Annotated in this window: 20 protein-coding genes; 9 read left to right on the top strand and 11 right to left on the bottom strand. The window is 65.8% G+C overall.

The annotated features are described in order from the left end of the window. Positions 1 to 60: 60 nt before the first annotated feature. The 3 genes from qcrC to qcrB all read left to right on the top strand — a co-directional run bounded on the left by qcrC (position 61) and on the right by qcrB (position 3,676). The gene (gene qcrC, locus RCH15_RS07980) at positions 61 to 846 is read left to right on the top strand and encodes a cytochrome bc1 complex diheme cytochrome c subunit (protein ID WP_326959787.1); all 786 of its coding nucleotides are present in this window, start codon (positions 61 to 63) and stop codon (positions 844 to 846) included. A gap of 102 nt (positions 847 to 948) precedes the next feature. After that, positions 949 to 2,019 carry a cytochrome bc1 complex Rieske iron-sulfur subunit gene (qcrA, locus tag RCH15_RS07975; RefSeq protein ID WP_326959785.1) on the top strand — a complete coding sequence of 357 codons (1,071 nt, stop codon included), beginning with the start codon at positions 949 to 951 and terminating at the stop codon, positions 2,017 to 2,019. Beyond that, positions 1,997 to 3,676 carry a cytochrome bc1 complex cytochrome b subunit gene (gene qcrB / locus RCH15_RS07970; protein WP_326959782.1) on the top strand — a complete coding sequence of 560 codons (1,680 nt, stop codon included), beginning with the start codon at positions 1,997 to 1,999 and terminating at the stop codon, positions 3,674 to 3,676. Before qcrA ends, qcrB begins: the two co-directional genes overlap by 23 nt. A gap of 128 nt (positions 3,677 to 3,804) precedes the next feature. Here the strand turns inward: qcrB and RCH15_RS07965 are convergent, their stop codons facing one another. Then, a complete protein-coding gene (locus RCH15_RS07965; protein WP_326959908.1) occupies positions 3,805 to 4,572 on the bottom strand; it encodes a GntR family transcriptional regulator in 768 nt (255 codons plus the stop codon). A gap of 164 nt (positions 4,573 to 4,736) precedes the next feature. Here RCH15_RS07965 and RCH15_RS07960 point away from each other — a divergent pair, with 164 nt between their 5' ends. Beyond that, complete coding sequence (locus tag RCH15_RS07960) at positions 4,737 to 5,051, top strand: HPr family phosphocarrier protein (protein WP_326959780.1); 315 nt, start codon at positions 4,737 to 4,739, stop codon at positions 5,049 to 5,051. A gap of 353 nt (positions 5,052 to 5,404) precedes the next feature. On the opposite strand, the gene RCH15_RS07955 is transcribed toward RCH15_RS07960, so the two are convergent. The 5 genes from RCH15_RS07955 to RCH15_RS07935 form a co-directional block, all read right to left on the bottom strand. Beyond that, complete coding sequence (locus RCH15_RS07955) at positions 5,405 to 5,806, bottom strand: cytochrome c oxidase subunit 4 (protein ID WP_326959778.1); 402 nt, start codon at positions 5,804 to 5,806, stop codon at positions 5,405 to 5,407. Next, positions 5,803 to 7,527 (bottom strand): aa3-type cytochrome oxidase subunit I, encoded by a 1,725-nt coding sequence (ctaD, locus tag RCH15_RS07950; protein WP_326959776.1) that lies wholly within the window; start codon positions 7,525 to 7,527, stop codon positions 5,803 to 5,805. Before ctaD ends, RCH15_RS07955 begins: the two co-directional genes overlap by 4 nt. Before the next feature lie 12 nt (positions 7,528 to 7,539). Then, positions 7,540 to 8,412 (bottom strand): aa3-type cytochrome oxidase subunit II, encoded by an 873-nt coding sequence (ctaC, locus tag RCH15_RS07945; RefSeq protein WP_326959774.1) that lies wholly within the window; start codon positions 8,410 to 8,412, stop codon positions 7,540 to 7,542. Between the two features lie 199 nt (positions 8,413 to 8,611). Beyond that, the gene (locus RCH15_RS07940; RefSeq protein ID WP_326959772.1) at positions 8,612 to 9,001 is read right to left on the bottom strand and encodes a HesB/IscA family protein; all 390 of its coding nucleotides are present in this window, start codon (positions 8,999 to 9,001) and stop codon (positions 8,612 to 8,614) included. Positions 9,002 to 9,173: 172 nt separating this feature from the next. Then, positions 9,174 to 10,604 (bottom strand): dipeptidase, encoded by a 1,431-nt coding sequence (locus tag RCH15_RS07935; protein ID WP_326959770.1) that lies wholly within the window; start codon positions 10,602 to 10,604, stop codon positions 9,174 to 9,176. A gap of 105 nt (positions 10,605 to 10,709) precedes the next feature. Between RCH15_RS07935 and RCH15_RS07930 the strand changes: the two genes are divergently transcribed. After that, entirely contained in the window at positions 10,710 to 11,309 is a 600-nt protein-coding gene (locus tag RCH15_RS07930; protein WP_326959768.1) for a DUF3043 domain-containing protein, read from the top strand. Between the two features lie 78 nt (positions 11,310 to 11,387). On the opposite strand, the gene RCH15_RS07925 is transcribed toward RCH15_RS07930, so the two are convergent. Next, positions 11,388 to 12,461, bottom strand: a complete 1,074-nt coding sequence (locus tag RCH15_RS07925; protein WP_326959766.1) for a quinone-dependent dihydroorotate dehydrogenase — start codon at positions 12,459 to 12,461, stop codon at positions 11,388 to 11,390. A gap of 67 nt (positions 12,462 to 12,528) precedes the next feature. Here RCH15_RS07925 and RCH15_RS07920 point away from each other — a divergent pair, with 67 nt between their 5' ends. From RCH15_RS07920 to RCH15_RS07910, 3 genes are read left to right on the top strand one after another with little or no spacing between them, the layout of a single operon-like run. Then, on the top strand, positions 12,529 to 14,226 hold the full coding sequence (locus RCH15_RS07920) for an FAD-binding dehydrogenase (RefSeq protein ID WP_326959764.1): 1,698 nt from the start codon (positions 12,529 to 12,531) through the stop codon (positions 14,224 to 14,226). Between the two features lie 9 nt (positions 14,227 to 14,235). Next, on the top strand, positions 14,236 to 15,246 hold the full coding sequence (locus RCH15_RS07915) for an alpha/beta hydrolase (protein WP_326959762.1): 1,011 nt from the start codon (positions 14,236 to 14,238) through the stop codon (positions 15,244 to 15,246). Beyond that, positions 15,246 to 16,244: an alpha/beta hydrolase gene (locus RCH15_RS07910; protein WP_326959906.1), complete on the top strand. Its 999-nt coding sequence runs from the start codon at positions 15,246 to 15,248 to the stop codon at positions 16,242 to 16,244. Before RCH15_RS07915 ends, RCH15_RS07910 begins: the two co-directional genes overlap by 1 nt. A gap of 10 nt (positions 16,245 to 16,254) precedes the next feature. Here RCH15_RS07910 and RCH15_RS07905 read toward each other — a convergent pair whose 3' ends face one another. The 3 genes from RCH15_RS07905 to leuA form a co-directional block, all read right to left on the bottom strand. Continuing rightward, positions 16,255 to 17,082, bottom strand: a complete 828-nt coding sequence (locus tag RCH15_RS07905) for an isoprenyl transferase (protein WP_326959760.1) — start codon at positions 17,080 to 17,082, stop codon at positions 16,255 to 16,257. 2 nt (positions 17,083 to 17,084) lie between these two features. Then, positions 17,085 to 17,855, bottom strand: coding sequence for a DNA repair protein RecO (gene recO / locus RCH15_RS07900; protein ID WP_326959758.1), 771 nt, complete (start codon positions 17,853 to 17,855; stop codon positions 17,085 to 17,087). 84 nt (positions 17,856 to 17,939) lie between these two features. Continuing rightward, positions 17,940 to 19,679 (bottom strand): 2-isopropylmalate synthase, encoded by a 1,740-nt coding sequence (leuA, locus tag RCH15_RS07895; RefSeq protein ID WP_326959756.1) that lies wholly within the window; start codon positions 19,677 to 19,679, stop codon positions 17,940 to 17,942. Between the two features lie 251 nt (positions 19,680 to 19,930). Between leuA and RCH15_RS07890 the strand changes: the two genes are divergently transcribed. Further along, on the top strand, positions 19,931 to 21,883 hold the full coding sequence (locus RCH15_RS07890; protein WP_326959754.1) for a M13 family metallopeptidase: 1,953 nt from the start codon (positions 19,931 to 19,933) through the stop codon (positions 21,881 to 21,883). Positions 21,884 to 21,976: 93 nt separating this feature from the next. Here the strand turns inward: RCH15_RS07890 and RCH15_RS07885 are convergent, their stop codons facing one another. Further along, entirely contained in the window at positions 21,977 to 23,557 is a 1,581-nt protein-coding gene (locus tag RCH15_RS07885; RefSeq protein ID WP_442784513.1) for an LCP family protein, read from the bottom strand. Positions 23,558 to 23,579 lie beyond the last annotated feature (22 nt).

The following is a 23,579-nucleotide window of genomic DNA, read 5'->3' as shown; positions in this document are numbered from 1 at the left end:
GGTAGAATCTCAAGAAGTGGCTCCCGGAGCCAACGCAGGATCGAATAAAGGAACCACCACGTGAAGGCACTCTCGCAGAAGCGACGTCACCCACTGGCAGCGATTGCACTGCTGCTGATGGGACTCTTGGTCACTGGTGGGCTTTACGCCGTTGCCACCACAGTCAACCAGGCCAAAGCCACCACCAGCTTCAGCGCCAATGACGCAGAGGAAGGCGGCAAGCTTTTCGCTGCCAACTGCGCCACATGCCACGGCATGGGTGCCAGCGGGTCCCAGGCAGGGCCGTCCCTGGTAGGCGTCGGCGCTGCCGCCGTCGACTTCCAGGTCGGTACGGGCCGCATGCCCATGCAGATGAACGGTCCGCAGGCTTATAAGAAGCCGGCCCAGTTCAACGAGGAGCAGACCCGCCAGCTGGCCGCTTACGTGGCGTCGCTCGGTGCAGGCCCGTCCATTCCCGAGGCCGGCGTGCTCGACGGACAGGGCGACGCCGCCAAGGGCGGCGAGCTGTTCCGTACCAACTGCGCCATGTGCCACAACGCCGCAGCAGCCGGCGGCGCGCTGACCCGCGGCAAATTCGCCCCGGCCCTCGCCGATGTATCCAGCAAGCACATCTACGAAGCGATGGTCACCGGTCCGCAGAACATGCCGGTTTTCAGTGACGCCAACATCGGTCCCGACGGCAAGCGCGACATCATCACCTTCCTGAAGCAGATCGAATCCAACGGCTCCCCCGGCGGCGCTGACCTTGGCGCCCTGGGTCCCGTATCGGAAGGCCTCTTCGTCTGGATCGCCGGCCTGGGTGTCATCATCGCGTTCACCATCTGGCTTACGTCCCGGACGTCCTAGCCCCACCATTTTCATCTGTAAACACTTTCTGCTGACGCGTCAGCAGTTTGAATTGAAAGCTAACTCGGCATTAGCCGGGACGAGAGAGGGATGAGGCGAATTATGGGCAACCATAGTGACGGCAGTCCGGACCACTCGGGCACCGTAGCTACGGCTGGTCAGAATGAGGTGGAGAAGTTCCAGGATCCTGGAATTCCCCCGCACCGTTTGCGCCTGGCCGACACGGACCCGAAGGCAGCAAAACGAGCAGAACGGCAGGTAGCCCTTCTCTTCGGGATTTCAGTCGTCGGCACCCTGATTTTTCTGGTGGCCTACTTTGCGATCGACCTCGGCGGCGACACTGCAATCGCAACCGTCCGTCTGCAGAACGCACTGCTCGGCATCGGCACCGCTTTTGCGATGCTCGGCATCGGCACTGGCATCGTGCACTGGGCCAAGGCCCTCATGCCGGATCACGAAGTCTCCGAAGAGCGCCATGCGATCCGCACAGAAGAAGACCGGTTGGCTGCCGTACGGATCGTCGACGACATCGTCGAGGAAACCGGCATCAAGCGCAGGCCGCTGATCCGCAACACCCTTCTGGGCGCCGTGGCACTCGCACCCCTGCCGGCCCTCGCCGTCTTCGGTGACCTGGGACCGCGTCCTGACAACGCTCTGGCCCACACCATGTGGGCACCCCAGGAAGGCAAGCTCAAGCGCCTCACCCGCGACCCTGACGGCACCCCCATCAAGGCCTCTGACGTCACCATTGGCTCGGCTTTCCACGTCATCCCGGAAGGGTTGAACGAACTCACCGAAGGCAAGCTGAATGAGAAGGCCAAGGCCGTCGTCTTGCTCATGCGGCTGAACCCAGAGTCCCTCAATCCCTCCGCAGGCCGGGAGGACTGGGGTTACAACGGAATCGTTGCGTACTCAAAGATCTGCACCCACGTCGGTTGCCCTGTTGCCCTGTACGAGCAGCAGACCCACCACCTGCTGTGCCCGTGCCACCAGTCGACCTTCGACCTGACCCAGGAATGCAAGGTCATCTTCGGCCCCGCCAGCCGTCCTCTCCCGCAGCTGCCAATCGCAGTAGATGCCGAGGGCTACCTCGTCGCCACCAGCGACTTCCATGAACCTGTTGGACCTAGCTATTGGGAGCGTGATGAGCATGAGCGCAACAACAACGCCTGATGCCCCCGTCTTCGCCGCTAAAACTAAAGGCGGCCGCATCACCGACTTCGTCGACCAGCGCGTCGGCGGTTCCGGGATCCTCCGGGAATTCGGGCGCAAGGTCTTCCCGGACCACTGGTCTTTCATGTTCGGCGAAGTGGCGCTCTACTCGTTCGTCATCCTCCTCCTCTCGGGTACTTTCCTGACGTTCTTCTTCGATCCTTCCATGGCGGAGACGCACTATGCGGGTTCCTACACACCGCTGAAGAACGTCGAAATGTCGGTGGCTTACAGCTCCTCCCTGAACATTTCCTTTGATGTCCGTGGCGGCCTGTTCATGCGCCAGGTCCATCACTGGTCCGCTCTGCTGTTCGTGGCTTCGGTCTCGGTGCACATGCTCCGCGTGTTCTTCACCGGCGCTTTCCGCAAGCCCCGTGAAATGAACTGGGTGGTGGGCGGCGTGCTGCTCATCCTCTCGATGGCTGCCGGCTTCACCGGCTACTCCCTCCCCGATGACCTGCTCTCCGGCAACGGCCTGCGCATCATCGACGGCGTCATCAAGTCCATCCCGGTCATCGGCACTTACATCTCCTTCTTCCTCTTCGGCGGAGAGTTCCCCGGAACGGCCATCATCGGTCGTCTGTACATGCTCCACATCCTGCTGGTGCCCGCCCTCATTCTCCTGATGATCGTGATGCACCTCTTCATGGTGGTCGTGCACAAGCACACCCAGTACCCGGGTCCGGGACGCAACGACGGCAACGTCGTCGGCTACCCCCTCGGCCCCGTCTATGCGGCGAAGGCTGGCGGGTTCTTCTTCATCGTGTTCGGTGTTGTCGCCCTCATGGCCGGCTTCTTCACCATCAACCCGATCTGGAATTACGGGCCGTACGACCCCTCCCCCGTTTCGGCTGGCACCCAGCCTGACTGGTACATCGGTTTCGTCGATGGGGCCCTGCGCTTGATGCCGGGCACTATCGGTAACTGGTCGGTCGAGCAGGTGTGGTTCGGCCACGTCTTCACGTTCAACGTTCTGCTCCCGGCCCTGGTACCCGCTGGCATCCTCTTCACGGTGCTGTTCACCTACCCGTGGATTGAACGGTGGATTACCAAGGACAACCGCGAGCACCACGTCCTGGACCGTCCGCGGAACGCTCCCACACGGACCGCAATCGGCATGGCCGGTTTCGTCTGGTACTGCGTCATGTGGGCCGCTGCCGGCTCGGACCTCATCGCCACGCACTTCCACGTATCGCTGAACGACGTGACTTACTGGCTCCGTGCGCTGTTCTTCGTAGGCCCGGTCATCGCTTTTATCGTCACCAAGCGGGTCGCCCTGGCGCTGCAGCGCAAGGACCGCGAGATCGCCTTGCACGGCCGCGAGACCGGCCGCATCGTGCGCCTGCCGCACGGTGAGTTCATCGAGGTCCACGCCCCGTTGGATGAGTACAAGCGCTACAAGCTCGTCGGCTTCGAGTCGCCCTCACCGCTGCCCGCGGTGCCGAACGCCAACGGCGTGGTCGACAAGACAGAAAAGCGACGTGCGAAGCTGTCCCAGTGGTTCTTCGAAGACCGGGTTGCCCCGGCAACGCCTGCGGAGCTTGCGGCGGCCCACGGCCACCACGGCGCCCACGAGGTTGTTGAAGCTGGAGAAGCCCAGAAGACACTCAGCCGCTAGCCTGCTGCGATGAACACCAGAAAGGCCCGGTCCCGTCAGGACCGGGCCTTTCTGCATGTACCGTCAAGATCCACCGTGGATACGCTGCCGTTCTTGCCGTCATCGAGCCACAGGATGTTGCGGCGTTATCAGGGTCTGTAGCCCGAAGCATAGTTCCGGGTCGGACGAACCCCGGGGCGCTGCAGCGGGACCCATAGTTTGTAACGGTCGGCCCGATAGTAGGAAACCGAGTAGTCGACCATGGCCCGCGCCACGAAGGCGTGGCGCTGGATCTTCAACAGCGGCGACCCCACTTCGACATTGAGTAAGCGGGCGGTCGACGGCGACGCAGCCGTCGCCTCGATCATGTCCTCGCCCCATTCCATCACCAGGCCGAAGCGTTCGCTGAGGACGTTATACAGCGAGGTGGGCGGTTCGCCGTCGAGCAGGCCGGGAACACGGTGGGCGGGAATGAAGTTCTCGTCGACGCTCATGGGTTCGTTGTCCGCCAGCAGCAGCCGCCGGAAGCGCACCAACGCAGTCCCCTCCTCCAACTGCAACTCCCGGGCCAGGAACGCGCTGGCCGCGATCTGCTCAAAACTCAACACCCGCGCCGCCGGGACCATGCCGCGGCGCTGCATTTCCTCACTGTACGAGGTCAGCTTGACCTGCAGGTCCAGCTTAGGTTTCCGGACGAAAGTGCCCAGACCTACGACGCGCTCGATGACCTCCTCCCCCACCAGGGCGTCGATGGCCTGCCTGACAGTCATGCGGGCCAGGCCGAACCGTTCGGCGAGGTCCCGCTCCGAGGGCAGCGCAGAACCAGGCGGGCAGGCAGTTCCAATATGGGCGCGAAGGATCTCCCTCAGTTGGACATAGATGGGCGTGCCGCTTCGCCGGTCAATTTCGCCGGCCATCCGCGCCGCGTCAGAGGGCGCCACTGCGCTGCCGTCCGGGAAGATTCATATCTTCAGGTTATGCCATGAGCGACCCTGGTCTAGACCACGGCGCATTGCTGGTTCGCCTGGGACACCGGCCGCGGTTAGGCTTAAATCCCCGGTCGTCGCCGGTGGATACGCCCTTGAGAGATAAGGAACTGCCGTTGCGAGTTCGGACCGCAATCGTCCAAGCCCCTGTTGGGCTGCACGCCAGGCCCGCGGCCCTCTTTGTTCGCGCCGTCCAGGCAACAGGGCTCCCCGTCATTATCAGAAAGGCAGGCCGGCCGGGAGTTGATGCCCGGTCCCTGCTCGAAGTCATGACGGAAGACTTCTCCTGCGGGTGCAAAGTCGAACTCGCTGTACCCCCGGGGGCCGAATCGGACCGTGTCGGCCCTGCCGGCGTCGACGACGCCCTTGACGCCCTCACAGCGCTCCTGGAGTCCTCCGGGGGCAGCTAAGCCGCTCAGACGCCCGCACAGGTGGCTGTGTCGGTCCTAACCGGGCCCACCGGGACAGGGGCTGGAGATAGCACGTGCCAGTCCGGATTCATCTGTGGCGACGCTCTACGGCCCAGGCAAAGATAGAGGCGGACGGAACCATCCCAGTGCCCGCCCGGCGTGCGTCGAGCCCGACGAAGCCGGTTGTACGCTCAGCCGATCCGGCGCTCAGATGGTCAGCCGCCCTGCACCCATTTCCCCGGCGGATCTCCGTCACTGAAACCGTGTTCCACAGGGCTGCTCTACCAACGACGGCGGGCCCCACCATAGGTGGGGCCCGCCGTTGTCAGTGACCGTTTTTGTCCGGTGGGACGTTAGTGCGCGTGGTCTCCGCGGCTGTATTCGTAAACCCAGCCAACCAAGGCGACGACCGCGAGCCCGCCGGCGATGAACACAATCCAGAAACCCACGGCCAGGCCGAGGAAACCGCCTGCGCAGGCGAGGCCAAGGACCAGCGGCCACCAGCTCCAAGGGCTGAAGTGACCCTGCTCGCCGGCGCCCTCATGGACTTCCGCATCGCTGCGGTCCTCCGGTCGCATCCCGACACGCTTGCCGGTGAAGGCGAGGTAAGCGCCGATCATGCCCGCGAGGCCGGCTACGAGCAGGAGGGCGAGGTAGCCCACCGGCTCAGTCCAGCCGGTCACAAAACCGTAGACGATGGCAACCGGGACGAAGAAGAAGACTCCGAATCCGAAAATCCGTGACTCAATTTTCACTGGGCTTGATCTTTCTGGTCGGCGTTACCGAGGGCAGCTGCTGCCGGGCCGGGGGACTCGGCTGTGTAGGTCTGGGCGAGCTCCGGGTGATGCAGATCCAGTGCCGGACGCTCGGACCGGATCCGCGGCAGCGACGTGAAGTTGTGGCGCGGCGGCGGGCACGAGGTTGCCCACTCGAGGGAAGCACCGAAGCCCCACGGGTCATCGACTTCAACCCGGTCGTTGCTGCGCCAGGTGATGTAGACGTTCCAGAAGAACGGGATCAGCGAGGCGCCCAGCAAGAACGAGGCGTAGGTGGAGAACTGGTTCATCCACGTGAAGTTGTCCTGCGGCATGTAGTCCGCGTAGCGGCGGGGCATGCCCTCGACGCCGAGCCAGTGCTGGATGAGGAATGTGCCGTGGAAACCGAGGAACAGCATCCAGAAGTGGATCTTGCCCAGGCGTTCGTTCAGCATCTTGCCGGTGAATTTGGGCCACCAGAAGTAGAAACCGGCGAACATTGCGAACACCACGGTGCCAAAGACCACGTAGTGGAAGTGGGCGACCACAAAGTAGGAGTCGGACACGTGGAAGTCCAGCGGCGGTGAGGCCAGGATGATGCCGGTCAGGCCGCCGAAGAGGAACGTTGCCAGGAAGCCGATGCTCCAGAGCATCGGGGTTTCGAAGGTGATGGAACCCCGCCACATGGTGCCGATCCAGTTGAAGAACTTCACACCCGTGGGAACGGCGATCAGCATCGTCATGAAGGAGAAGAACGGCAGCAGAACTGAGCCCGTGACGTACATGTGGTGGGCCCACACGGTCACTGACAGGGCGGCGATGGAAATCGTCGCGTAGACCAGGCCCTTGTAACCAAAGATTGGTTTGCGGCTGAAGACCGGGAAGATCTCAGAGACAATGCCGAAGAACGGCAGGGCGATGATGTAGACCTCCGGGTGCCCGAAGAACCAGAACAGGTGCTGCCAGAGGACAGCGCCGCCGTTTTCGGGATCGAAGATGTGGGCGCCGAAGCGGCGGTCCGCGCCGAGGGCGAACAGTGCGGCGGCCAGGGGCGGGAACGCCATCAGGACCAGGATGGCCGTGACGAGGATGTTCCAGGTGAAAATCGGCATACGCCACATGGTCATGCCCGGGGCGCGCATGCAGATGACCGTGGTGATGAAGTTCACGGCACCGAGGATGGTACCGAAGCCGGAGAGCGCCAGGCCGAAGACCCAGAGGTCACCGCCCACGCCCGGGCTGAAGGTCGTGTTGGACAGCGGCGCGTACGCGAACCAGCCAAACGATGCTGCACCCTGCGGGGTGATGAAACCGGACACGGCGATCGTGGAACCGAAAAGGAAGAACCAGAAAGCCAGTGCGTTCAGCCGCGGGAAGGCGACGTCGGGGGCACCGATCTGCAGCGGCATGATGACGTTGGCGAACCCGGCAAACAACGGGGTGGCGAACATCAGCAGCATGACGGTGCCGTGCATGGTGAAGAGCTGGTTGTACTGCTCCTTGGTCTGCAGGATCTGCATGCCCGGTTCGAAGAGCTCGGCGCGGATCAGCAGCGCCATGACGCCGCCGAAGCAGAAGAACACGAACGACGAGATCAGGTACATGTACCCGATGGTCTTGTGGTCAGTGGACGTGATCCAGTTGACGACAATGCGTCCCTTGGATTTCGGTACTACGGGAGCCTCTAGGATCCCGGTGGGCTGGGAATAGGTCGTTGCCACTTCGCGCTCCCCTTACTTGGTTTCTGCCGGGGCCGGGTTGCGGTCGTACTCTTCGCCGAGGAGCCCGGTGTTGCCGTCCTGGCGGAGTTGGTCCAGGTGTGTCTGGAACTCGGCGTCGGAAACGACTTTCACGCGGAACAGCATTTCGGAGTGGTACTCGCCGCAGAGTTCGGCGCACTTGCCGTCGTAGGTGCCCTCTTTGGTGGGGGTGAACCTGATGTAGTTGGTCTTGCCGGGGATCATGTCGCGCTTCTGCAGGAAGGCGGGAACCCAGAAGGAGTGGATGACGTCGCGGGCGTTCAGTTCCAGGTCAACGGACTTGTTCACCGGCAGGTAAAGCGTAGGCAGCTTTTCCTTGTCCACGTCATTGCCGGTGAGGTGGGCCTGGACGCCGGCTTCGTGGACATCCTCGCGGATGACGTCGCCCTTTTTGTAGTTGAAGTCCCAGGCCCACTGTTTGCCGCGGACATCGACGACGACGTCGGCGGGCTGTGCCCGGTTGTCGATCGCCTGCTGGTCGCGGTCGGTGAAGTAGAAAAACACCAGAACCATGAACAGCGGGATCGTCAGGTAGAAGACCTCGAGCGGAAGGTTGAAGCTGTTCTGCCGCGGGAACCCCACTGTGCCTTTGCGGCGCCGGTAGGCGACGATGCACCAGATCATCAGGCCCCAGGTAATGACGCCCACAACCAGGGCGGCAATCCATGAGTTGACCCAGAGGTCCATGATGCGGTCAGTGTGGTTGGTGGTGCCACGCTCGGTGGGCAGCCACCCTTTCTGTACCTCTGGTGAACATCCAGTCAAAGCCAACGCGCCGGCGAGTGCCAAGCCAGTGATCGTAGTGATCTGTTTGCGTCGGCTGCCGGTTCGGTTCTGCGAACTCACAGACGGCCCTTCCTACTTGTTGCTGTCGCCCGGGCCGCCAAATGCAAACCTGGGCACACGAAAAGTTTTACTACTCGATGTAGAGCTTACCGCTCCCCGCGAGGTTTCGCCCACATGTCCGCGCCGTGCGTCGGGACCTATTTGCCGGCCCCGGTCGTTGTGGATTTTCCGGCACTAAGGCCGGGCAAACAGCCCGGCCTTAGTGGAAGGAATCACCGCAGGCGCAGGAGCCGCCGGCGTTGGGGTTATCGATGGTGAAGCCCTGCTTCGAGATGGTGTCTTCGAAGTCGATGCTGGCACCGCTGAGGTAGGGAACGCTCATCTTGTCCACCACAACTTCGACGCCGTCGTAGTCGCGCACGGCGTCGCCGTCGAGGAGCCGCTCATCGAAGTAGAGCTGGTAGATGAGGCCAGAGCAACCGCCGGGCTGGACCGCCACCCGGAGGCGCAGATCGGTGCGGCCTTCCTGCTCCAGCAGGCTGCGGACCTTGCCGGCGGCGACGTCGGTCAGCTTGACCTCGTGCGCTGCCGGATCCCCGCCCGCAGCGGCGGTGGTGTCAATGCTGTTTTCATTGGTTGTAGTGCTCATGGCCTACCTTCTAACGACGGTGGTGGCGGTGCCGCTTGCACGGCACCCGCCCCTACTTTGACGGTACGGGCTATAGCTACATGCTACGTCGATCAGCCGTGTAGCTCTAACTCCTGACGTAACCGTCCCAGCAGGCTGGATGTTCCCCCCGGACTTCCGCAGGCCAGGAGGATCAGGCCAGTCCTTCCTCGTTCAGGCGGGCCAGCATCAGCGCCTCGGCCACGATCGCATTTCGGAAGTCCGCCAGGTGCAGGGATTCGTTTGCGCTGTGGGCACGGGAGTCGGGATCCTCGACGCCGGTGACCAGGATCTGCACATCCGGGTACAACTCGGTCAGATCGGCGATGAACGGAATCGAGCCGCCGATGCCGGTCTCGACGGCCGGGACGCCCCAGGCCTCGCCGAGGGCCCACATGGCGACGCTGGCCGCCTTGGAAGAGGTGTCCGTGCGGAAAGCGTTGCCGCTCTCCCCCGGCGTGAAAACCACGTGGGCGCCAAAAGGCGCGTTGGCTTCCACATGCCGGCGCACGGCATCCATCGCCTCAGCCGGTTCCTGCCCGGGCGCGAGCCGCAGGCTGAACTTCGCCCGGGCGCGGGGCAGCAGGGTGTTGGAGGCGACGTCCACTGCGGGGGCATCGATTCCGATGATGGAGAGCGCCGGTTTGGTCCACATCCGCGATGCGATCGATCCGGTGCCGGCGAGCCGGACGCCGTCGAGCACAGACGCGTCGGCGCGGTATTCCGCTTCGGAGAGATCCACCGAGGCGTCGTCGCTGCTGGCGAGGCCGGCGATGGCAACGCTGCCGTCGTCGTCGTGCAGGGTGGCGATAAGCCGGGACAGCAGAGTCGGCGCATCCAGGACCGGGCCGCCGAACATGCCGGAGTGGACAGCGTGGTCCAGGACCTTGACTTCGATGGTGCCATCCACGAGGCCGCGGAGGCTGGTGGTGAGCGCAGGAACGCCGACCTTCCAGTTACTGGAGTCCGCCACGACAATCACGTCAGCGCGCAGCAGCTCCTGGTGCGTTTCCAAGAAAGTCCGGAACGTCGGGGACCCGGCTTCCTCTTCACCTTCGAAGAAGAACGTCACGCCGAGGCCGAGATCGTCGCCCAAAACGCGGGTGACGGCCGAGTAGGCGGCGATGTGCGCCAGGATGCCGGCTTTGTCATCGGCCGCGCCGCGTCCGTAGAGCCGGCCGTCCCGTTCGACGGCGGTAAACGGGTCTGTCTCCCACAGCGCCAGGTCTCCGGTGGGCTGCACGTCATGGTGGGCGTACAGCAAGATTGTCGGCTTGCCCGCGGCGGCCGCCCGGCGGGCAACGACGGCGGGGCCGCCCGGCGTCCCGTCCTCCTTGTCGCAGCGCAGGACCTGGACCTCGTCAAAGCCGCTGGCGCGCACCAGTTCAGCCACGGCGTCGGCGCTGGCGTTCAGCGGGGCGGGGTCGAAGCTGGGCCAGGCGATCCCCGGGATGGCGACGAGTTCGGTCAACTGGGCGACGGTGGAGTCAAAAGAGTCAGCGACGGCCTGGCGGAGCGCCTCGGTGTCGACGTTTCCGGCATGGCGGTAGGCGGTTTGCGGGTTCCCCGCGGGTGATGAAGTCATGGCCAGAACACTACCCGTGCCGCGAATCACAGCAAACAGGGCGGCGGCCGGTCACGCCCCGGGTCCACGGGCCGGGCTTTAGTTGCCCCGGGGTATTCTGTAGGGGTGTTTGGACGTAAAAAAGAAGCGCCAGCGGCGCAGGACATAGTTGACCAGCAGGCGGCCGGGGCAGCCGCCCGGGGTACCGCCCTCGGCAAGGGCGCGCCCACGCCCAAGCGCAGCGCGCAGGTGGCGGCCCGTAAGCGGCCGCTGGTGCCGGAGGACCGCAAGGCCTCCAAGGCCGCCGAGCGGGCTGCGGTCCAGGAGCAGCGGCTGAAGATGCGCGAGGCCATGCAAACCGGCGATGAGAGGTTCCTGCCGGTCCGGGACCGGGGCCCGCAGAAGCGGTTCGCACGGGATTACGTGGACGCCCGCTTCAGCCTCGGGGAGTACCTGATGTTCGGCGCACTCATCTTCGTGGTCGTCTCCCTGCTGATCCCGGCCTCCAGCTCACAGATGATCTACGTCCTGGGCGCGTTCTGGGTCATGTTCCTGGCGGTCTTCGTGGACGTCTTCATTCTGTCGCGGAAACTCAAGAAAAGGCTGACGGACAAATTCGGCGAACCGGAGCGCGGCACCGTCTGGTACGGCTCCATGCGCTCGCTGCAGTTCCGCCGGCTGCGCCTGCCCAAACCCCTCGTCAAGCGGGGCGAATACCCCGCCTGATTCCCGGCCCAGGGAGCCCCCGGCAGCGGACAGACCAGTCCATTGCCGGGGGCCTCGTTGTCCCCCGGCGGACGCCACTCAGCGTCGGGACGGGTGCCTGGCGAGCTGGCGGTTAATGCGCGCCGCCCAGAACGGACCCTCGTAGAGGAACGCCGTGTAGCCCTGCACAAGGGTGGCGCCGGCCTCGAGCCGCTCCTGCACATCCTGTGCGGTTTCCACGCCGCCCACCGAGATCAGAGTCAACGCGTCCCCGGTTGCGGCCTTCAACCGGGCCAGCACCTCCAAAGACCGTTGCTTCAGCGGCGCCCCGGAGAGCCCGCCCGCCCCGCAGGCCGCCACCTTGTCAGGGCCCGCGGTAAGCCCGGTTCGGGCGATGGTGGTATTGGTGGCGATAATCCCGTCCAGGTTCAGGTCCAAGGCCAGGCGGGCGACGTCGTCGATGTCATCATCGCTCAGGTCCGGTGCGATCTTGACCAGCAACGGCACGTGGCGCCCGGCGGCCTGGTCCGCGGCCTCCCCCACTGCCGCCAGCAGCGGGCGAAGGGCCTGCACATCCTGCAGGAGCCGCAGTCCCGGCGTGTTCGGCGAACTGACGTTGACCACAAGATAGTCCGCGGCCGGGGCCAGGCTGCGGGCGCTGAGGAGGTAATCGGCCACGGCGTCCTGAAGTTCCACCACCTTGGATTTGCCGATATTGACCCCGATCACCGGCCGGGATCCCCGATGGCGGCGCTGCAGGGCTGCCCGGGCGGATTTCAGGCGGGGTGCCACGGCAGCGGCCCCGTCATTGTTAAAGCCCATCCTGTTGATCACGGCGCGGTCCTCGACCAGGCGGAACAGCCTCGGGGCGGGGTTGCCGGGCTGGGATTGCCCGGTGATGGTCCCGACCTCAATGTGGCCAAAACCGAGCTCGGTGAGGGCCTGGATGCCGTGGCCCTCTTTGTCGAAGCCGGCCGCCAGGCCGAACGGCGAGGGGAACGTCAGGCCCAGCGCCTGCGTCCGGAGCGATGCAGCGGGAGCGGTAACCAGCTGCAGCACCCGCCCGGCACCGCAGGAGTGGACGAGCCGGATGGCCCGGAAACCGATCTTGTGGGCGCGTTCGGCGTCCATCCATGAAAAGGCCAGCCGGAAGAAGGTCGGATATACGCGCATGGCTCTAGTTTTCCGGTTCCGGCGGTCCAGACCAAACCCGCGCACTCCCCGGCGCTAGCATGAAGCCATGAGCAGCGACTATGAAGCCCCGGGTACCGCACCTGCCCCGGCGGCCGGATCCGGAATCGAGGCCGATGTGCTCGTTATTGGGGCTGGCCTGGCCGGCTTGGTCGCCGCGGCACAGGCTTACGCGGCAGGCCGCCGGGTTGCTGTGCTGGACCAGGAGCCCGAGTCGTCGGCCGGCGGGCAGGCGCATTGGTCTTTCGGCGGGCTGTTCCTCGACAACTCCCCCGAGCAACGCCGGCTGGGTGTCAAAGACAGCGCGGGGCTTGCCCTCGCCGACTGGATGTCCTCCGCCGCGTTCGACCGCCCAGAGGACGCGCTTGCCCGGGACTGGGCGGCCGCCTACGTGGACTTCGCGGCGGGGGAAAAGCGCGCCTGGCTGGCCGCCCTGGGCGTACGGTTCTTCCCGCTGGTGCAGTGGGCCGAACGCGGCGGCTACGCTCCTGACGGCCACGGCAACACTGTGCCGCGGTTCCACGTGACGTGGGGCACCGGCCCTGCACTGGTGGCGCCGTTCCTGGCAAAGCTGCGTGAGGGTGAGGCCACGGGCAGGGTCACGTTCCACTTCCGCCACCGGGCGGCCGGCCTCGTGACCACCGCGGGACGCATCACAGGGGTGCAGGGGGAAATCCTGGAGCCCAGCGGAGCCCTCCGTGGCGAAGCCTCCTCCCGTACCGCCGTCGGCAGCTTCGAAGCCTCAGCCGCAGCCGTTGTGGTGACCACCGGCGGAATCGGCGGCAACCACGACGCCGTCCGCCGGCAGTGGCCCGGCGGCCCGGCGCCCCGGAGAATGCTCTCCGGCGTGCCGGCATCGGTCGACGGCGGATTCCTCGCCGCCGCAGCCCGCTCCGGCGGGCACCTCATCAATGGGGACCGGATGTGGCATTACCCGGAAGGCATCCACAACCATTCCCCTGTCTGGCCAAAGCACGGCATCAGGATCCTGCCCGGTCCCTCCGCCCTGTGGCTGGACGCCACCGGAACCCCGCTCCCCGCTCCCCTGTTCCCGGGCTTCGACTCGCTGGGGTCGCTGCGCCACATCCTCGGCACCGGCCACGACCACTCCTGGTTCGTGCTTAACAGGACCATCGCCTTGAAGGAGTTTGCCCTGTCCGGCTCGGAACAGAATCCCGATCTCACCGGCAAGAGTCTCCGCCTCCTGGCATCGCGGCTGAAACCGGGCAACGACGGTCCCCTGCAGCGCTTCCTTGACTGCGGGGTCGATTTCCTGCAGGCCGGCACGCCCGCAGGGCTCGCGGCCGCCATGAACTCCCTCACCGGCCGGCCGCTCATCGACGCCGTCGCGTTGGACCGGCTGATGCGGTCCCGGGACCGGCAGGTGGACAGCGGCCTGGGCAAGGACCCGCAACTCGCCGCCATCCGCGCGGCCCGCCGTTTCACCACCGATAAGATCATGCGCGTGGCCCGGCCGCACCGGATGCTGGACCCCCGGCACGGACCGCTCCTGGCCGTGCGCCTCTCGGTGCTCACCCGCAAAAGCCTGGGCGGACTCCAGACGGACCTCCAGTCCCGGGTCCTGGACGGCTCAGGGCAGCCAGTGCCCGGCCTTTTCGCCGCCGGCGAAGCTGCCGGGTTCGGCGGCGGCGGCGTCCACGGATACCGCGCCCTCGAAGGAACCTTCCTCGGCGGCTGCCTGTTCTCAGGCCGTTCAGCCGGCCGCGCAGCGGCGTCGGCAATCTAGGTGCCTGCCATGGAATGGCTGCCCGATATCCTCGGCGACGACTTCGAAGCCTGCGCCTTCCCGGCGGCCGGTCCGGACGGCGTCGAACGCACCGCCACGCTGGTGCGGCATGTTCCCGGCGCCGGGACGGGCAGAGGCGCACCGGGCAGAACCGGTGGGAGCCCTCCCCGGGCGGTGCTTTTCCTGCACGGCTGGAGTGATTACTTCTTCAACGAGGAACTTGCCACGTTCTGGGCCGGCCAGGGTTTCGCGTTCTATGCCTTGGACATGCACAACCACGGCCGGAGCCTGCAGGCCGGGAAGTACGGCGGCTACGTCGCGGACCTGGACGACTACGACGCCGAGATCACCGCGGCGATTGGCATCATCATGTCCCTGCAGCCGGAAGGACAGCCCGCGCCGTCGGTGGCGCTGATGGGGCATTCCACCGGTGGACTGATTGCGGCACTGTGGGCGAGCCGGCACCCGGGGGTGGTTGCGCAACTGGTCCTGGACAGCCCCTGGCTGGAGATGCATGGCAGCCCCGCCCTTCGCCGGGCCGCCCGCACCATGGTGGATCCGCTTGCGCGGTTCCGGCCCGAAGCCGTCATCCGCCTTCCGGAGCGCTCCTTCTACTGGCGCAGCGTCAGCAGCGCGGCCGAAGGGGAGTGGACGCTGGATGAGAACTACCGTCCGCCCCGGGCGTTTCCGGTCCGCGCCGGCTGGCTGAGCGCCGTCCTGGCCGGACAGTCGCGGGTGGCCCGGGGACTCAATATCAATGTCCCCATCCTCGTGCTGATCTCCGGGGCCAGCGCCAACGGAATGTTCTGGAAGGAATCCATGCGGCGCACCGATGCTGTCCTTGACGTCAATACCATAGCCCTGCGGGCCCTCAGCCTGGGCCGTACCGTGACGCTGGAACGGATCGACGGCGCCCTGCACGACGTCTTCCTGTCTGCCCCGCGCGTCCGCGCCGACGCATACAACCGGCTGGCCCGCTGGCTTCGCGCCTACGTACTGACCGACGGAAACTCCGCGTGATGGTGTCCGCGGTGCTTCCCCGGTGGCGGGAGGACGTGCTGGGAGGCGGGTTTGAAGCCTTGCAGCTGCCTCTGGTTCGGGACGATGAGGGCCCGGTCGTCGCCACCCTGGTCCGTCACCGCGCCCCGGCCGGCGGCGCAACCCAAGCACCGGCGAAGGTGGTCCTCTACCTGCACGGCTGGGCGGACTACTTCCTGCAGGCCGAACTCGCCGATCATCTGGTTGCCAGCGGATTCCACTTCTATGCTTTGGACCTGCGGAAGTTCGGCCGTAGCCTGCGGAACTGGCAGACACCCGGGTACGCGACCGACCTGGCCGTCTATGACGAGGACATCGCGGCGGCGCTGGCAGCGATCCGCTCCGACGTCGCCCGCCGCACCGGCCACTCCGCGGCACCGACGGTGCACATGCTCGCGCATTCCCTCGGCGGCCTTGTCGCAGCACTGTGGGCGGACCGGAATCCGGGGAAGCTGGGCACGCTGGTCCTCAACGCGCCCTGGCTGGAACTGCAGGGCAGCGGCCTCATCCGTAACATCGCCGTGCACTTGGTGGAGCCTTTGGCGCGGGCAGACCCGCGCCGGGCGCTCCTGCTGCCCAGCATGACCGGCTACTGGGACAGCGTAAGCAGCACCGCCCACGGTGAATGGTGCCTGGATCCCGCGTGGCGTCCGAAGGAATCGTTCCCCGTCCGCCCCGGGTGGGTGAAGGCAGTCCTGGCCGGCCACGCGGCGGTGGCGCAGCGGCTGGGCATCAGCTCGCCGGTGCTGGTGATGCTGTCCGGCCGCACCCGGATCCAGGCGGAGTGGTCCGCGGAGCTCATGGATCTCGACGCCGTGATCGATGTCGAGGAAACGGCGCGCAGTGCGCTCAGGCTGGGCCGCCGGGCGGCAGTCTTCCGGTACCCGGGGGCAATCCACGACCTCTTCCTGTCCCGCCGCACGGTGCGGCAGGAAGCCTATGACGACCTCGTCCTCTGGCTCAGCCTGTACCCCGGCTGAACCGCCGGGGTCAGGCCGGGGCGGCGGGCGCAGCGTCGACGGCACCACCATAGCGGCGGTCCCGCTGGGCATAGATCTCGACGGCGTCCCACAGCGTCCGCCGGTCCACGTCGGGCCACAGCGTGTCCATGAAGACGAACTCCGCATACGCCGACTGCCAAAGCATGAAGTTGGAGAGCCGCTGCTCGCCGGAGCTGCGCAGGAACAGGTCAACGTCCGGCAGGTCCGGCTCGTCGAGGTACTTCTGAATCGTCTTCTCGGTGATGGCGCCCGGCCTGAGCCGCCCGGCCGCCACCTCCTCCGCTATTGCAGACACCGCATCGGCGATTTCTGCCCGTCCGCCGTAATTAACACACATGTTCAAGGTGCAGGTGCTGTTGTTGCGGGTAAATTCCTCGGCCTCCTCCAGCTCGCGGATCACCGACCCCCAGAGTCGGGGCCGCCGCCCCGACCAGCGGATCCGGACACCCCACTCATCGAGCTGGTTGCGCTGGCGACGTAGCACGTCCTTGTTAAAACCCATCAGGAAGCGCACTTCCTCGGGCGAGCGGCGCCAGTTCTCGGTGGAGAAGGCGTAGACGCTCACGTACTCGATGCCGAGCTCGATCGCTCCGGCCACTACGTCCAGCAGGGCCGGCTCCCCCGCCTTGTGGCCCTCGATCCGGGGCAGGCCGCGCTGGTTCGCCCACCGGCCGTTGCCGTCCATCACAATGGCGACGTGCCGTGGAATGAACTCCGCCGGGATGGCCGGGGCCATGGCACCGGAGGGGTGCGGGTACGGACTCACCACGGGGGCGCTCCGCTGCCGGACCGGATTGTTCTTTTTACCCAACGCCACAGTTATGTTCGCTCCACATGCTTGAAGGATTTCAGGACTCGTTCCAGATGCCACTGCAGGTAGCTGGCCACCAGGCCCGCAGCTTCGCGGCGATGCACCGGGACGGACGCGTCCGCGGTCGCCCAGTCCCCAGTCAGCAACGCGCCGAGCAGGAGGACCGTCTCGGCAGCGGGTGCCGGCGATCCCGGCGGGCGGCAGTCGGCACAGACCATGCCGCCGAGCGGGGCGGAGAACGCATTGTGCGGCCCGCCGGCACCGCAGCGGGCACAGTCGGTGAAGCTCGGCGCCCAGCCGCCGGTCGAAAGGGCACGCAGCAGGTAGGAATCGAGGATCAGTTCGGGAGTGTGGTCGCCGCGGCTTAGCGACGCCAGGGCACCGACGAGGAGGTTGTACTGGGCGGTGCCCGATTCGCCGTCGACGTCGGTGAGCTTCTCCGCCGTCTCGGTCATCGCCGCAGCGACGGTGTAGCGGCCGTAGTCGGCGGCAATGTTGCCGCCATAGGCGCCTTTGGCAACCGCCTGGGTGACGATGTCGAGGGACCGGCCGGAGATGAGCTGCAGGTCCGCGACCATAAAGGGCTCCAGCCGCGCGCCGAAGCGGCTGCTCGTTCGGCGGACCCCCTTGGCCACCGCACGGACCTGGCCATGATGCTTGGTCAGGATGGTGATGATGCGGTCCGCCTCGCCCAGCTTGTGGGTACGCAGCACGACGCCGTCATCACGGTAGGCGCGGGAAGCAAAGGAGGAAGGTTGGGCCACGGTTAATCTTCGCATTATCTGGGCGGGAAACACCGCCATTGGGGTGAAAGCCAGCACGGCGCCGCCGGAGAACCCGGCGGCGCCGTGCTGGCATACCGGCTAGGCGCGGGCGTCCCTGATGGCCCGGTTCACGGCCGAGATGACAGCCTTGAGCGAGGACGTGGACGTGTTGGCGTCGATCCCGACGCCCCACAGGACACGCTCTCCGACGGCGCATTCGACGTAGGCCGCGGCGAGGGCGCTGCCGCCTTCGGACAGGGCATGTTCGCTGTAGTCCAGGACCCGGACGTCCACGCCATCCTCACGCAGGATGCTCAGCAGGGCAGCGATCGGACCGTTGCCGGTGCCGGTCCGGTGGACCTGGACGCCGTCGACCTTGAGCGACGCGTGCAAGGTCATAAAACCGTCTTCGTCCGTCTCGGTGCTGAACGAGCCGAGGGCGTAACGCCCCCACTGCGCGTCGGCAGCGCCGGAAGGCAGGTATTCGTCCTGGAAGACCTGCCAGAGCCGGGCGCCGCTGACTTCGCCGCCCATGGTGTCCGTCTGCTTCTGGATGACACCGGAGAACTCGATCTGGGCGCGCCGGGGCAGGTCCAGGTTGTGCTCGTTCTTGAGCAGGTAGGCGACGCCGCCCTTGCCCGACTGGGAGTTGACCCGGATGACGGCCTCGTAGCTGCGGCCCAGGTCCTTCGGGTCGACCGGCAGGTACGGGACCTGCCAGGGGTAGTCGGCGACGTCTTTGCCGGCGGCGGCGGCGTCCTTCTCCAGCGCCTCCAGGCCCTTTTTGATGGCGTCCTGGTGCGAACCGGAGAATGCGGTGAAGACGAGGTCCCCGCCGTAGGGTGCGCGCTCAGCCACGGGCAACTGGTTGCAGTACTCCACGGTGCGCCGGACCTCGTCGATGTCGGAGAAATCGATCATCGGGTCGACGCCCTGGACGAACATGTTCAGGCCCAGTGTCACCAGGTCCACGTTCCCGGTCCGCTCACCGTTGCCAAACAGGCAGCCTTCGATCCGGTCGGCACCGGCCAGGTAGCCCAGCTCCGCGGCCGCGACGCCGGTTCCGCGGTCATTGTGCGGGTGCAGCGAAAGAATGATGCCTTCGCGCGGGTGCAGGTTGCGGCTCATCCACTCGATGGAGTCGGCGTAGACATTCGGGGTGGCCATCTCCACGGTGGCCGGCAGGTTGATGATGACCTTGCTGTCGGCCGAGGCCTCGAAGACGTCCGCGATCGCGTTGCAGACCCGGACGGCATACTCCAGTTCCGTTCCGGTGAAGGACTCCGGCGAGTACTCGTAGGTGATGTGGGTGTCCTGCAGCGTTTCCTCGTACTTCTTGCACAGCCGCGCGCCCTGCAGGGCGATGTCCAAAATGCCGTCCTCGTCCTGGTTGAAGACCACACGGCGCTGCAGAACCGACGTCGAGTTGTACAGGTGCACGATCGCTTGCTTGGCGCCAACGAGGGACTCGTACGTCCGCTCAATCAAGTGCTCGCGGGCCTGGGTCAGGACCTGGATGGTGACATCGTCCGGAATGTGGCTGCCCTCGATGAGCTGCCGGACGAAGTCGAAATCCGTCTGCGAGGCGGACGGAAAACCAACTTCGATCTCCTTGTAGCCCATCCGCACCAGCAGCTGGAACATCTTCAGCTTGCGGGCGGGACTCATCGGGTCGATCAGCGCCTGGTTGCCGTCACGCAGGTCCACGGCGCACCAGCGCGGGGCCTTGGTGATGACCTTGTCCGGCCAGGTGCGGTCCGGCAATTCAACCGTGATGATGTCCTGGAAAGGGACATAGCGGTGGATGGGCATTCCGGAGGGCTTTTGTGCGTTTCGCATTACAATCGGGGCCTTTTCTGTAATTCCTGGTGAAAGGGTGGCCGGGCAACACAAACTCCGCAGCGAGGGTGGGCCTTGCGCTAGATCGCGTCTGAGGCCTCGCCGCGGCAGCTAAGAAGAAGCAGTTCTGCGCGCACCCTTTCACAGTAACACGGGTGCGTAAGATGAAGAGGCGTTACCTCTGCAACGTCCACCATGCAGACTCGGGACCCCCACGGGGCGGTGCCGGACTGCCTCTCAAAGGAGCATTCGTGCCGCTTTCGGGGATTGACCTGTCCACCATCGACGCCGGCGTCCGGCCGCAGGATGACCTGTACCAGCACGTGAACGGCACCTGGCTCAAGACCACCGAGATTCCGGATGATCGGGCCCTTGAGGGAACGTTCACCGCGCTGCGTGACGGCTCGGAGCTCGCGGTGAAGGAAATCATCGCAGACGCGGCCGCCCGCGGGGCGGAGTCCACCGGGATCGGGCAGAAGATCGGCGACCTTTACAACAGCTTCATGGACGAGGCCGCGGCGGAGGCGAAAGGCCTGGACCCGATCCGGCAACGGCTCGCCGAGGTCTCCGCCACGACGTCGGTCACGGAACTCGTAGCCCTGGCCGGCCGCCTGTTCCGCGCCGATGTGGGCGGGCTTTTTTACATCTACCCGGCACCCGACGCCGGAAACCCGGACCGGATCCTGCTCTACACCGGCCAGGGCGGGCTGGGATTGCCCGATGAGTCGTACTACCGCGAGGAGAAGTTCGCGCCGGTGGTGCAGGCCTACACGGACCACGTGTCGACCGTTTTCGGCCTGGCCGGCGTTGCCGACCCGCTCGGCGCGGCACACCGGGTGGTGGAGCTTGAGAGGGCTCTGGCTTCGCACCACTGGGACAAGGTCACCCTGCGGAATCCGCAGAAGACCTATAACCTCAAGTCGGCCGACGAGGCCGCTGCGCTCTTCCCGCTTCTTCCGGCCTGGTTCGACGCCGCCGCCATCGCTCCGGAAAAGCGCGCTGAACTCGTGGTGAGCACCCCCGACTTTTTTGCCGGGGCGGCGTCGCTGCTGGACTCGGAGCCGCTCTCCGTCTGGCAGGAGTGGCTTGCGTTGCGGGTCATCAGCGCGGCAGCCCCTTACCTCTCCGCCGCGCTGGTGGAGGCGGACTTTGCCTTCTACGGCACCACGCTCAGCGGAACGCCGCGTAATAAGGACCGGTGGAAGCGCGGCGTCGCCGTCGTCGAGGCCGCTCTCGGCGAGGCGGTAGGCCAGATCTACGTAAGCCGGCACTTCCCCGAGTCGCACAAGGCCCGGATGGAGTTACTGGTGGCGAACCTGATCGAGGCGTACCGCGAATCCATCACCGGACTCCCGTGGATGGGGGAGGAAACCAAACGCGAGGCGTTGAAGAAACTCGACTCCTTCCGCGCCAAGATCGGCTACCCCGACAAGTGGATCGACTACTCCGCGGTGGACATCGACCCGGCGGACCTGCTGGGCAATGTGGAGCGCGCGCACAGCGCCGACGTCGACCGGCATCTCGATGAGGTGGGGAAGCCCGTGGACCGGCAGAAGTGGCTCATGACGCCGCAGACGGTCAACGCGTATTACCACCCGCTGCTCAACGAGATTGTTTTTCCGGCAGCCATCCTGCAGCCGCCCTTCTTCACCGCCGACGCCGACGACGCCGTCAACTACGGGGGCATCGGCGCTGTTATCGGCCACGAGATAGGCCATGGCTTCGACGACCAGGGCTCGCAGTATGACGGCAGCGGGCTGCTGCGGAACTGGTGGTCCCAGGAGGACCGGACCGCCTTCGAGGCGCTGACCTCCAAACTGGTGGCCCAGTTCAATGCCCTCTCCCCGTCGGCGGCGCCCGGCCACACCGTCAACGGCAACCTGACCCTGGGCGAGAACATCGGCGACCTCGGCGGGCTGACGATCGCGTACAAGGCCTATCTGATCAGCCTGGACGGCCAGGAACCGCCGGTGCTGGATGGCCTGACCGGCGTGCAGCGCTTCTTTGCCTCGTGGGCGGCCGGCTGGCGGCAGGTCATGCGGAATGAGGAGGCCATCCGCAGGCTCGCCACCGATCCGCACTCGCCGAACGAGTTCCGCACCAACCAGATCGCCAAGAATCTCGATGCTTTCCACGAGGCGTTCGATACCTCGGAGCAGGATGGCATGTGGATGCCCATGGCGGGGCGCGTCAGCATCTGGTAATTAGCGGTCCCCGCAGTGCCCGTTCACAGTCAGGGGCCGGCTGCAGGATGATTCCTGCAGCCGGCCCCGGCCTTATCTCCCGGGCGGGCCCTGCTAGGGCGTAATCAGTGCGGGGTTGGCTTGCTGGCAGACGACGTCGCCGGCGGTCTGGTTGACGATGTCGGAGGGCAGGTCCACCGCTGCGTCTTTACTCGCCGTGCCGCCCACGGGGTCGCTGCCGAGGTAGACCTGGATGCCGTTGACCCCGGCGGCAGGCAGCACCCGGGCCGCCGGTATCCCCAGCAGGGCGGCCACATCCGTTGCCACGGCGTCGTAGCCCGCGCCGAAATACACGGCCGTGGCCGCCACGGGCGGGGCGGCGAGCCGGGCAAGCTGGGTGAAGCCGCCGGCGGTCAAGGTCCGGATAATTTCCTGGGGCCGCGCCGGAACTCCTGAACCATTGGCCACTGTGACAGGTTGTACTGCTTTGTCATAAGTGGTCGCCACTTCGCTGGGTGTCGGCTCCGCGCTGGGGGCGGCACTCCCGTCCGGGCTGACGGACGGGCTCGGGGTCGCTGTCGGGTCCGTCAGGTCAATGTCCTTGCGCATCGCGGCGAACAGCTGCGACGCAGCGGGTTCGGCGAGCTCCAGGCGGTTGACGTCGCTGACCGCCGGCACGGTAGGCACGGCGACAAAAGCCACCTTGCTGACATCGATGTTCTTCAACCGGTTCGCGACCGTCAGCAGTGTCGGGACCGAGGCAAGGCCCTCATCGATGGTGAGGTTGCGGGTCACGACATCCGCGATCTGCAGCGTCTTGGCGGGGTTGCCGAGGGTTCCGTCGTCCCTGATCTTGCGGACCAGTGAAGACAGGAACGCCTGCTGCGCCCTGATCCGGCCGAGGTCGCCGCCGTCGGCGAAGGCATGGCGGGCACGCAGGAACGCGAGGGCCTGCTCCCCCTCAACTTTGGAAGTGCCCTTCGGGAGCCGCAGGCCGGAGTCGGGGTCGTAGACGGCGTCGCTGATGCAGACGTCCACCCCGCCGACAGTGTTGGAGAGTTCCTTGACCGAATTGAAGTCCGCCATCATGAAGTGGTCGATTTCCAGGCCCGTGAGCTTGTTCACGGTGTCCACAGCGCAGCCGATGCCGGCCTCTGACATGGCCGCGTTGATCATGACGTCTTTCTGGGCCGGAAATGCCTGTTTGGTTTTCTGATCGATGCACTTGGGAATGTCGACGAGCAGGTCCCGGGGAAAGCTGACGACGTTGACGCGCTTGTTGTCCGCCGAGATGTCCATCAGCATCATGACATCGGAATGCCCGTAGCCGGTGGAGTCATCGGCCCCGCCGTATTGGGAATTCTTGCCATCACGGGTGTCCGAGCCAAGGATGAGGATCTGCATCCGGTCCCGGGAGTTGTCCAATGCGGACTCGGTCTTATCGCTTCCGGCTCCCAAGGATGCCTTGGTGATGTTGCTTTGCAGGCGAATGGCCCAGTACGCGCCGAAAGCGATGACGCCGATGAGGAGGACGGAGACGACGGCGGTACCGATCTTCAGCCATCGCGGCATCCGCCCGACGGACCCCAGGTGCCGGGCCGGTCCGACGGCGGGATCGTCCGTGTGCCGGGCAGCGGGGCCGGACCCTGCCGGGGAACCGGCTCCGCCTGCGCGGTCTTCACGGGGTCGGGACACGGTTCAGCCTTCTTTCACGGAC

Source organism: Arthrobacter sp. MP_M4, assembly GCF_035984855.1.
In the GTDB taxonomy this organism is placed as follows: domain Bacteria; phylum Actinomycetota; class Actinomycetes; order Actinomycetales; family Micrococcaceae; genus Arthrobacter.
The sequence above is the reverse complement of the archived record's forward strand: the minus strand, read 5'-3'. Positions and strand labels throughout refer to the sequence as shown.

Coding starts and splice junctions, on each gene's coding strand:
- leuA (WP_326959756.1), bottom strand. CDS start 19,679: ATGCGAAACGCACAAAAGCCCTCCGGAATGCCCATCCACCGCTATGTC.
- RCH15_RS07920 (WP_326959764.1), top strand. CDS start 12,529: ATGAGCAGCGACTATGAAGCCCCGGGTACCGCACCTGCCCCGGCGGCC.
- qcrB (WP_326959782.1), top strand. CDS start 1,997: ATGAGCGCAACAACAACGCCTGATGCCCCCGTCTTCGCCGCTAAAACT.
- RCH15_RS07925 (WP_326959766.1), bottom strand. CDS start 12,461: ATGCGCGTATATCCGACCTTCTTCCGGCTGGCCTTTTCATGGATGGAC.
- qcrA (WP_326959785.1), top strand. CDS start 949: ATGGGCAACCATAGTGACGGCAGTCCGGACCACTCGGGCACCGTAGCT.
- RCH15_RS07910 (WP_326959906.1), top strand. CDS start 15,246: ATGGTGTCCGCGGTGCTTCCCCGGTGGCGGGAGGACGTGCTGGGAGGC.
- recO (WP_326959758.1), bottom strand. CDS start 17,855: ATGCGAAGATTAACCGTGGCCCAACCTTCCTCCTTTGCTTCCCGCGCC.
- RCH15_RS07915 (WP_326959762.1), top strand. CDS start 14,236: ATGGAATGGCTGCCCGATATCCTCGGCGACGACTTCGAAGCCTGCGCC.
- RCH15_RS07940 (WP_326959772.1), bottom strand. CDS start 9,001: ATGAGCACTACAACCAATGAAAACAGCATTGACACCACCGCCGCTGCG.
- RCH15_RS07935 (WP_326959770.1), bottom strand. CDS start 10,604: ATGACTTCATCACCCGCGGGGAACCCGCAAACCGCCTACCGCCATGCC.
- RCH15_RS07965 (WP_326959908.1), bottom strand. CDS start 4,572: ATGGCCGGCGAAATTGACCGGCGAAGCGGCACGCCCATCTATGTCCAA.